Consider the following 9,096-nt stretch of genomic DNA (forward strand, 5'->3'; position numbering starts at 1 on the left):
CCGCGAACGCGCACCACGCAAATTAGTTCAGAAATCAAAGCGGATTCCTATAGTACCCAGCAATAAGCTTGATAAACTTATACTGTGTGACTATTGTATCTCCATCATAACTGTTTAGATAGATACCTCCTTATTTAACAATAATGTGCATCTTTAGTTAGAGGTTTAGTGCATCAGTAAACTGTTGTACTTGAAGCAAGTGTAAGGAGTAGCTATATGAGGAGTAACGAAGAGAAATTTTTCTTACTCCTCATGTTCTTAAAGATAGCTTTCGGCAACTTTTGCAAGACGCTCGACAAACTCTTTTTCTTTGATTTTTATTCAAAAGAAAATTAAAGCATTTACCCACAAAAAAACCGAACAGTCTGTAATAACTCAAAAAAATATCAAAGGTATTTCTAATTGTTAAATTTTCTGAAACCCTTGTTGACACTGTAAATATTTATTCTGTAATTCTTCTGGAATAGGAATCAGACGATTATTTTGCAAACTGACAAAACCACCCTTCTGACTAGCCACTGCTGCTAACTCATTGTTAGATAAAATTTCAGCTTGCACAGTCCACTTCAAGCGTCCTAAATTACTCAGCCATAAACGTCCAATCACCTGATCCATAATCTTTATCGGACGTTTATATTCAATTTCAGTTCCAGCTAGAATCGGTGTATATCCTTGCTCAATTTGTTGATTGATTTGCCAATGTTCATCTAAAAACTTTAAACGTAAATCCTCTAGCCATCTGATATACACAATATTACTGACGATTCCCATAAAATCAATGTCGTATGTTTTTACAGGAATTGCTAATACTACTTCTAATGGTCTATGTAAGTTGTTATTTACTAGCATTATTTCTCCCAGATTTTTTAAGCCCGATCGGTCTGTAAAAGCGTAAAATAATTCTATCCTTTAAGCGTTAGTAAATATTAATTGTCTAATAAACCATTGACCATAATAGTTTCAAACTTCTATTTTGTAGTTTAAATTTAACTCGTCACCGGGTAAACCTCTAATTCCCCAGTTATGTTTGGGCGTTTCAAAAATTGTGATTTCAATATCGTACACAGGAATATTCAACTTTTCATTAATATTTTTAATCAGCAGGCGAATCAACTGTTTTTTTGTTTCCACCGAGCGCCCGTCAAACATGCTAATTTCGATAATCAGATAATTATCTGATCTATCAGATGGATAGTAAAAATCTGATTTATCCAGTGGAAAAAAACGGTGAAATCTTTTTTCAGGGGTAAGCTGTAAAACTTCAATGACAGAGGTATGGATTATATTTGATAGTTCACTTTTAACAAGATTTAATTTATCTGCTAAACCATATACCTTGATTTGTACCATAAATTTAAAGGTGAGTTTCTAAGTACTGATTCAGGTGATTAATTACCCTGTGCATGTGAATAGAATCTCCATAAAGCTTGCTCATCATTATGGCTCCTTCTAGTGTTGCAATTATGATGGTGGCGATTTCATCAGCACTGACTTGCGGGCGAATTTCACCCTTTTCAATTCCAGTTTCAATAATTCGACGAATCAGATGCAGCCAAGAGTTCATCGCTTGTTGAGCACGTTCTCGCAACGCCGGATAAGCATCATCACTCTCCACAGCAGTATTCAGCAGTGGACACCCTCCCTTAATCGGTGGATTTTCTGTGAAGCTACTAAATATCCCAATGATTGCTTGCAGGCGTTCTACTGCATGGCGTTTGCTTCGTAATGCAAATCTAGTATGCTGTTTGATGCGAGCGATCGCAAAATCAAAAGCCTGTAGTGCCAGATCATCTTTGCTTTGGAAGTGATTGTAAATTCCTCCTTTTTGCAATCCAGTAACACGCATGATGTCTGACATTGATGAGCCTGCATAACCCTGTTGGTTAAACAATTCAGCTGCTTGGTGGAGAATCCTGCTTTTTGTTTCTTCGCCTTTGGACATTAGAGCAATTTTTGGAGGGGGGAATTTATTTAATTGAAAATTGCTATAAATAAAATATTACCGACCGAATGGCCTGATTGAAACTAGCATAATATTTGCCTGTAAGTCAATCTTTTTTTGCCCTGAGTGATGAACTAGGCATTATTCTAAAATCTCCTTTCAGAAGATGGCATAAAATGGCATACTTTACTGAAGGATATGTTAATTAGTTTAGCTGAAAGCTTTACTTTGTATGAGTGGGCGATACTGGATTTGAACCAGTGACCCCATCCGTGTGAAGGATGTGCGCTACCCCTGTGCTAATCGCCCAAGACTCCTTATATTATCATAAATTACTATCATTTCCGTTATTTTTCAATATTATGCAAATTAAATAAAGTGTTTCAGACAGAATATGGAGTGCCTAACTCATGACTGGAAGTCACGAGTGTGCGGCTTACAAAAATCAAATATTTAAATCACGTAGAGCCAGACGGATTTGCTCGCATCGTCTGCGGTTGACACCGAGATCCGACTCTCCCACGCGAGATGCCGAGCGCAGATGAATTACTGACTCATTGGGAGGTAAATAAAACTCTACATCATCAACAAATTTGAAGATGCGGCTTTTAGAAAGAGCGTGGATGTAATTATCTGTTTGTTCTACAATTTCTGTACGGGGAACAACGCCGATAACTTTTAGTAAGATTTCTCTGGCTGCACTGCGGTCTACATGATAGGGAATCGGGTCAATGGCGTGTTTGGAATCTGCGTTTTGACTGACAACACAATTGTCTGAAGCCGGACAAGAACTAAGATGACCATTATCAACTCCCAAGCTAGAAGAAGCCCAAGTAGCCCCAGGAAGTATTAAACTACTAATCAAAGTTAAGAGTATTGCAAAAGCGATACTCCGCAAGAATCGTTGCCGGAAAGCTGTTAGCAGACGGGACATCATAAATTTACTCCTTTTGTTCGGTCATTTCGGGTGAGCGCTGCTAGTTGCGGGTTCGCTCTACACATTATCATCCATCCCGTTACACTCTGAGTTTGGGCAATCCGAATGCACCCGCGCCGAACAGTCCCTTTTGCCATTATTGGTGCCAATAAAGGAATAAAGCTAAAAAGTGACCAATAATTCAGATTTCCATTGACTACGAACCCAAAATCATTAGTAGGGCTTGCTACTGCATTCCCTGGTGATTCCAGCTTTGACTCAGAAGAATTGGCTGGTATCGGCTTCGTTGTGGCCAATGTTAGAAAGTTTGATGGTTGTAGATGAACATAGGAATAATCCAGCCTTACAGTAACGGGTTTTTAGAAGTTGTACCAGAGAGCGATTATTGGCAGATTGCAGCTATACACATCAATGGCCAAGCGTACTGCCCTACTCCTCAGCTTTATCGATCAGAAAAAGTTGCATTAGCAAAAGCTACACAAATTTATGATTGGATAGCTGACCACGAACAGCAAATCAGTGATGAGACTTGCTACTGCTCTGAATTGAAACTCATCCTATGGCAGCAACCAAAAATATCTTAGTTGACTAGGGAGATTGTTTGCCTTGAGTAAATTTTGTAGTCCTTTTGTATTAATGCTTGAAAGTAAGCCTATAGTCCCTGCCTCAAATGTTGAGTCGATTTGTATGGGCAGTTATGGGTAAACCTTAAATTTTCAGGTGCGTTATGAGAAGACGACACCTGGGAATATGGTGCGTTACGGCGAAATTAGACTTTCTCAAACCCTCAAATCCCTACACAGCCGTAATACACCCTACTTAATATTTACTTTATAAATAGGCTCTCAGTTGGATAGTTTTAGTTAGGTTTTTAACAATTATAGACGAGTCATTTCAAACAATTGCTGGGCATTACTTCCTAAAAAAGCATCAAAAAGTACCTGCTTTCCAGATTCCACTTCTACTAAATAGCGCTGGGCAATTTCATAATAGGCGTAAGTCCAAGGAATCTGAATTTCTGCACCATTATCATCATCTAACACTGTCACCATTGACCTTACTGCTTGAGTTGCAGTTTGCCGCAAACCACAACCAACATTTCCCTCTATTTCTGCTTTCATTGGTACACCCAGATTAGCTAAAGCACTGGCAGTAGTATCTATGTCTGGATATTCTGGAGTATTCTGTCCGTTGACGTAGCCTGTAAAGTGGTTGACAGCATATCCGTGCAGCAATACCCAAGCCCCATACTGAGTAACTTGATTCACCTCTTCGACAACAGAACGTTGGGGAGGTTGCCAAGGGCGGATGAAAACTTGCTGGAGTTGTTTGGCGATGGTTTCAATATTCCCATCTTTTTTGAGAAGATTAAGGGGTGAGGTGAGTTCGTTTGGGATTGAAGATACTGTTTTAGAGATGAGTTGGGCAATATTAGTAGGTAATTCATCGACAATCAACTCGCTGATAAACAGTTTGGGCAAGTTAAATTCCTCTTGCTGCTGATGACGATAATGACGGGCGTACAGATGGGTTTGAGCAAAAGTATATTCTCCAGCCACCACGTAACCCAAGGCTTCTGCAAGTTGCCCAAGGTAGTCAATTCCCAAGTTAACTTGACCTTGTGAACTATCAACTAGTAAACGCAAAGACCGAAAGGCGATGTGGTCATTGGCGACTGTTCCACCCGCAGCAGTAATCATTTGCTGGTAGGTACAGGCATGATTTACCCTGGCGCTGTATTCTTGCCAAAGTAATTTCCATAAATGAAGGGCTATTTCGGTTTTCATATAGATTAGTTATTTGTCATTTGTCAAGGAAGGGTCAAAAGTTAGGAAATCTCCTTCTGCACCCTATTTCCCACTCTCTTCATCTTTTAATACCAGTTAAATTAATGATTGCAACACATCCTTGGGTAAAGACGCGATGAATCGCGTCTCTACAAATGGTCTATTTGTCGCATTCTTTTTTCAAATTGGTATAAGAACTTAAAATCTCGCTGATAATCTGAAGGGCTATCTGAATTTGGTCGCTGTCGATAACTAGAGGTGGACAGAAACGAATTGCTGCTTTACCACAACCTAGTAATAATAAACCTCGTAAAAAAGCTTCTTGGATAATGCGATCGCGCAATTTATGATCGAGATTACCCTGTTCATCCAATAAATCTACCGCTACCATCAAACCCTTACCTCGTGGGGACGATACTCTGGGAAATTTTTGATGCAACTCGGTAAGGCTAGCTTGTAATAATTCTCCCATCTGGGTAGCGTTAGTCATCAAACCACTTTCTAGCAGTCGCAGAGTGGCAATACCAGCAGCACAAGCTACGGGATTACCGCCAAATGTGGTGGCGTGAGAACCGGGAGGCCAAGTCATTAACTCTGGTCTGGCAAGTATCGCTCCTAATGGCATACCACTGGCGATACCTTTAGCAGTAGTAATGATATCAGGCATTACACCCCAATGCTCGATCGCAAATAGGCGACCAGTCCGCCCCATCCCTGCTTGCACTTCATCCACTACCATCAGAATACCGTGGCGATCGCATATCTCCCGAATCCGCTGCAAAAAACCATCTTCGGGTACGATATATCCACCCTCTCCTTGAATCGGTTCGACGACGATCGCCGCTACTTCTTGCGGTGGTAAAATCGTTGTAAATAGCTGTTGTTCCAAGTAATCTAAGCTAGCGTGAGTGCCGTAGGGGATATGAGTTACCCCAGGAACTAAAGGCCCAAAGTTAGCTCTTTGCACTACTTTGGAACCAGTGAGAGACATTGCCCCATAAGTGCGTCCGTGAAATGCGCCTAAGAATGCCACGATTAGCGATCGCTTGGTGTAATATCGAGCTAATTTGATTGCTCCTTCGTTGGATTCTGCCCCGGAATTGGTGAAAAATATTCTTGCGGGAAACCCAGTATCACTGTGTGGCTGGGGAAAGGGAGCGCGAATTGCCAATTGTTCCGCTAGTTCCACCATCGGCTCATAATAAAAATCTGTTCCTGACATGTGCAGCAAACGCGCCGACTGTTCTTGAATTGCCTTCACTACTTCCGGGTGAGCGTGTCCGGTGGCGGTAACGGCAATACCTGCGGTCATATCCAGAAATACATTGCCATCCACATCTTCCACCATACAGCCCTGACCGCGAGATACAACTAACGGGTAATCGCGGGTATAAGAAGGGGAAGTTACGGCGCGATCGCGTTGTACAATTGCTTGAGCGCGAGGCCCAGGTAAAGAAGTTATTAAATAGGGTGTACGAGGTAAATTTAAGTTAATAGGTATACTTAACATTATTTTTGCAATTTTTTAAAGATTACTGATGATTAAACGCTAAAGCTTGATTAGTTACAGTAGCATTTGATTCCATTGGTGTAGAAATTACGCATTTACCGAAAAAGCTTCATAGTAAAGATTTTCGTATTTTGTAAGACTTTGCCCGTTTTTATAACACAACTTTTGCGATCGCGTCATATTATATTTTTTGAAGCAAGCATAAGAGCTTCATTATCTTCATTATTTAGATGTCAGGGTGCAAGCTACAGCACATTTACGGAAGAAAGTGTATTAAATCCACAGAGAATTACTATATGCAAAAATTAATAAAAGTCTTTGAGATAATTAACCAATGACTTGGGTATCTGGACAAAAGTTACACCGCGAGCGGTATGAAATTAAACAAGATTTAAGACAGGGTTACTTTGCTATTACTTATCTTGCTGAGGATGTTTTTTAAAAGATATATTTATGTAGTTTGGGTGGAGTGAAACGCAACCCAACATTACCACCAAATTTTATGTTGGGTTACGCTATCGCTGCACCCAACCTACATAACTACGGTTCTCAAGGTAGACGAGATTTAGGCTAGACTTACGCAAAAGTTAGTTTTCAAGTCACATTAGCTGCTTTTGCGACTCCAATAGTTGGTTTTCAAGTCACATTAGCTGCTTTTGCGACTCCAATAGTTGGTTTTCAAGTCGCATTAGTAGCTTTTGCGACTCCAATAGTTAGTTTTCAAGTCACATTAGCTGCTTTTGCGACTTCAATAGTTAGTTTTCAAGTCACATTAGCTGCTTTTGCGATGAAAAAACTTAGTCCACATCTATTCCCTATTCCCTATTCCCTATTCCCTATTCCCTCTCTATTGCTATTTATCGGAACCACCAACTTCCCCTATTGCTGTAAAACTGAAACCGTCCAAAGCCAAGAAATTGACCGTGAGATTTTTCACCCACAGGGAATGCTGTAACACCCAATAAATAGACACCAGAAAAGCTTGGATTACTCACAGGGCGGAGGGCGATTGTAATTGTCTGTCCTGGAATCACAGGTGGGTCAAAGTTTACAATAACTGTGCGTGTCTTGCGGTCGTTTGTGACTGAGCCTAGTTTCAGTTGCGTTTCTCTGCGCTTGCGTGTTCCGACAAATGCGCGGGTATCATTAAGGTCATAGCGGATGTTTTCTGCCCCCTCTTTCTGAGTAATCGTTACCTTTTGAAGGGATTCTCCAGCATTATCAGGTATATTGATGGTGAAATAGTAAGTTGCGCCCCAAACGTTCACATCTTTGTAAGTAGTTGTCGCATCAACAAGTTTCGGCGGTTGGACAAAATACACTATGCCATCTCTGAGTTGCACAGCTTGAGTCACCGGAACCGAAACTGCTCCAATGCCTATTGCTAACGAGAGTATTATCTTAAACAAAGTTGCAACGCGCATCATTTAAATATAAAAAACGCACTCATTCCAATTCTAGTTCTTTAGGAATAAGTGACTTGGGAATAATAGAAGCTTGTTTTTCCCCAAGCGAAGATTTCGTGTACCACCAAGCCCAAGCAATTAAAACAGCTTGGAAGGGAAGTCTGACTACGTGTACCCAAGGTGAGTTTGGTATATGTTCTAGCTGAATATGATTAACCGCCATGTTGATATTGGCTGGGAAAACCGCAATAAAAAGAGCAATAAGTCCCCAAGCAGCAGCTTGACTTACAGGCGGGACTAATAACCCAATACCACCCAAAATTTCATAAAAGCCACTGAGATAAACTAATCCTAAAGGGTAAGGAATTTGCGGTGGCATAATTTTGACGTATGGTTCTGGAATCACAAAATGTGTCACTCCAACCACAATGATGGATATGGCAAGGACAACACGTAAAATTTCTTTATACTTCTTCATAGCTTTTGCCTCATTGTATTAGGAATTTGGTTTGATTCGGAGAACTTAATTGTGTAGGGAGGGAACTCTTAACAGGGAACCGCGTAGCTTTGACTCCAAAGGCAAGATTTATTACGGAGTCATTATCTAGACAAGCTGACGCTGGTTTTAAATTTACCAGATGCTGGCGATGGCTGCGCCAACGTCTTCTCTTCTCTGCGAGAGGCTGCGCCAACGAGACGCTGCGCGAACGACGAACGCGCTATCTTGAAAAATGAACTTTCAAGTATGCGAAACTGATGAAAGGCAAGCAAGTTTTACTCACAGGCGGTACTGGTGGACTAGGTTTAGGTGTGATACCAGTGATTATCGCCCAAGGTGCAGAGGTGACAATTCCTTATCGGAATATCAAAGATGTTGAACGCCTCAAGAGCATTCTTTCACCTACTGATTTTGCCAGACTTTCCTTTGTCCCCTCTAATCTGGAGGAAGAAGCTTCGGTAGAAAATCTCATCAACCACATCGGACGGGTGGATGTGTTAATTCATTTGGTGGGTGGCTTTTCGATGGGGAAAACCCATGAATATAGTTTTTCCAGTTGGAAACACGAATTAGATATCAACTTGAATACTACTTTCTTGACTTGCAAATATAGCCTGAAAAAAATGTTGGAACATGGCTATGGACGTATTGTCACAGTAGGTTCTAAAGCAGCTGTGGAACCTGCTGGGCAATTTGCAGCATATTCCGCTGCTAAAGCTGGTGTGGTAGCTTTGACACAAGCGATCGCAGATGAAACTAAAGGTACTAATATCACTGCTAATGTCGTCCTTCCCAGCGTCATTGATACCCCCAACAACCGTAAAGCAATGGGTGCAGAAAATGCTGACAAATGGGTTAAACCTGAATCTTTGGCGCAAATAATTTGCTTTTTAGGTTCAGAAGCTGCTAAAGATATTCGAGGTGCAGCAATTCCCGTCTACGGCAATATTTAGTTGATTCGTGTGATTCGTTGCCTAGAAATGAGTAGCAATACTCAGGGATTAGGCGTAAGGCT

Annotated in this window: 10 protein-coding genes and 1 tRNA gene; 2 read left to right on the forward strand and 9 right to left on the reverse strand. The window is 40.9% G+C overall.

The genetic code is table 11. The features are described from left to right. Positions 1-405: 405 nt before the first annotated feature. From ABF638_RS35070 to ABF638_RS35090, 5 genes are all read right to left on the reverse strand, one after another. On the reverse strand, positions 406-849 hold the full coding sequence (locus ABF638_RS35070) for an acyl-CoA thioesterase (RefSeq protein WP_435027395.1): 444 nt from the start codon (positions 847-849) through the stop codon (positions 406-408). A gap of 111 nt (positions 850-960) precedes the next feature. Continuing rightward, positions 961-1,350, reverse strand: coding sequence for a tautomerase family protein (locus ABF638_RS35075; RefSeq protein ID WP_435027396.1), 390 nt, complete (start codon positions 1,348-1,350; stop codon positions 961-963). 4 nt (positions 1,351-1,354) lie between these two features. Further along, positions 1,355-1,942, reverse strand: a complete 588-nt coding sequence (locus tag ABF638_RS35080) for a TetR family transcriptional regulator C-terminal domain-containing protein (RefSeq protein ID WP_435027397.1) — start codon at positions 1,940-1,942, stop codon at positions 1,355-1,357. Positions 1,943-2,179: 237 nt separating this feature from the next. Then, positions 2,180-2,251 (reverse strand) — tRNA-Val (locus ABF638_RS35085). 136 nt (positions 2,252-2,387) lie between these two features. Continuing rightward, positions 2,388-2,876 (reverse strand): DUF1499 domain-containing protein, encoded by a 489-nt coding sequence (locus ABF638_RS35090; RefSeq protein WP_435027403.1) that lies wholly within the window; start codon positions 2,874-2,876, stop codon positions 2,388-2,390. A gap of 323 nt (positions 2,877-3,199) precedes the next feature. On the opposite strand from ABF638_RS35090, the gene ABF638_RS35095 reads away from it, so the two are divergent. Beyond that, positions 3,200-3,463 (forward strand): hypothetical protein, encoded by a 264-nt coding sequence (locus ABF638_RS35095; protein WP_435027398.1) that lies wholly within the window; start codon positions 3,200-3,202, stop codon positions 3,461-3,463. 294 nt (positions 3,464-3,757) lie between these two features. On the opposite strand, the gene ABF638_RS35100 is transcribed toward ABF638_RS35095, so the two are convergent. From ABF638_RS35100 to ABF638_RS35115, 4 genes are all read right to left on the reverse strand, one after another. Next, on the reverse strand, positions 3,758-4,666 hold the full coding sequence (locus tag ABF638_RS35100) for a DUF1338 domain-containing protein (RefSeq protein ID WP_435027399.1): 909 nt from the start codon (positions 4,664-4,666) through the stop codon (positions 3,758-3,760). 160 nt (positions 4,667-4,826) lie between these two features. Next, the gene (locus ABF638_RS35105; RefSeq protein ID WP_435027400.1) at positions 4,827-6,176 is read right to left on the reverse strand and encodes an acetyl ornithine aminotransferase family protein; all 1,350 of its coding nucleotides are present in this window, start codon (positions 6,174-6,176) and stop codon (positions 4,827-4,829) included. Positions 6,177-7,033: 857 nt separating this feature from the next. Next, positions 7,034-7,600, reverse strand: coding sequence for a DUF2808 domain-containing protein (locus ABF638_RS35110; RefSeq protein ID WP_435027404.1), 567 nt, complete (start codon positions 7,598-7,600; stop codon positions 7,034-7,036). Positions 7,601-7,622: 22 nt separating this feature from the next. After that, the gene (locus ABF638_RS35115; protein WP_435027401.1) at positions 7,623-8,060 is read right to left on the reverse strand and encodes a DoxX family protein; all 438 of its coding nucleotides are present in this window, start codon (positions 8,058-8,060) and stop codon (positions 7,623-7,625) included. Between the two features lie 278 nt (positions 8,061-8,338). On the opposite strand from ABF638_RS35115, the gene fabG reads away from it, so the two are divergent. Beyond that, on the forward strand, positions 8,339-9,034 hold the full coding sequence (gene fabG / locus ABF638_RS35120; RefSeq protein WP_435027402.1) for a 3-oxoacyl-ACP reductase FabG: 696 nt from the start codon (positions 8,339-8,341) through the stop codon (positions 9,032-9,034). The last annotated feature ends 62 nt before the right edge of the window (positions 9,035-9,096 follow it).

The sequence above is a fragment of the Nostoc sp. CALU 1950 genome, assembly GCF_051172895.1.
GTDB classification, from domain to species: Bacteria; Cyanobacteriota; Cyanobacteriia; order Cyanobacteriales; family Nostocaceae; genus Nostoc; species Nostoc edaphicum_A.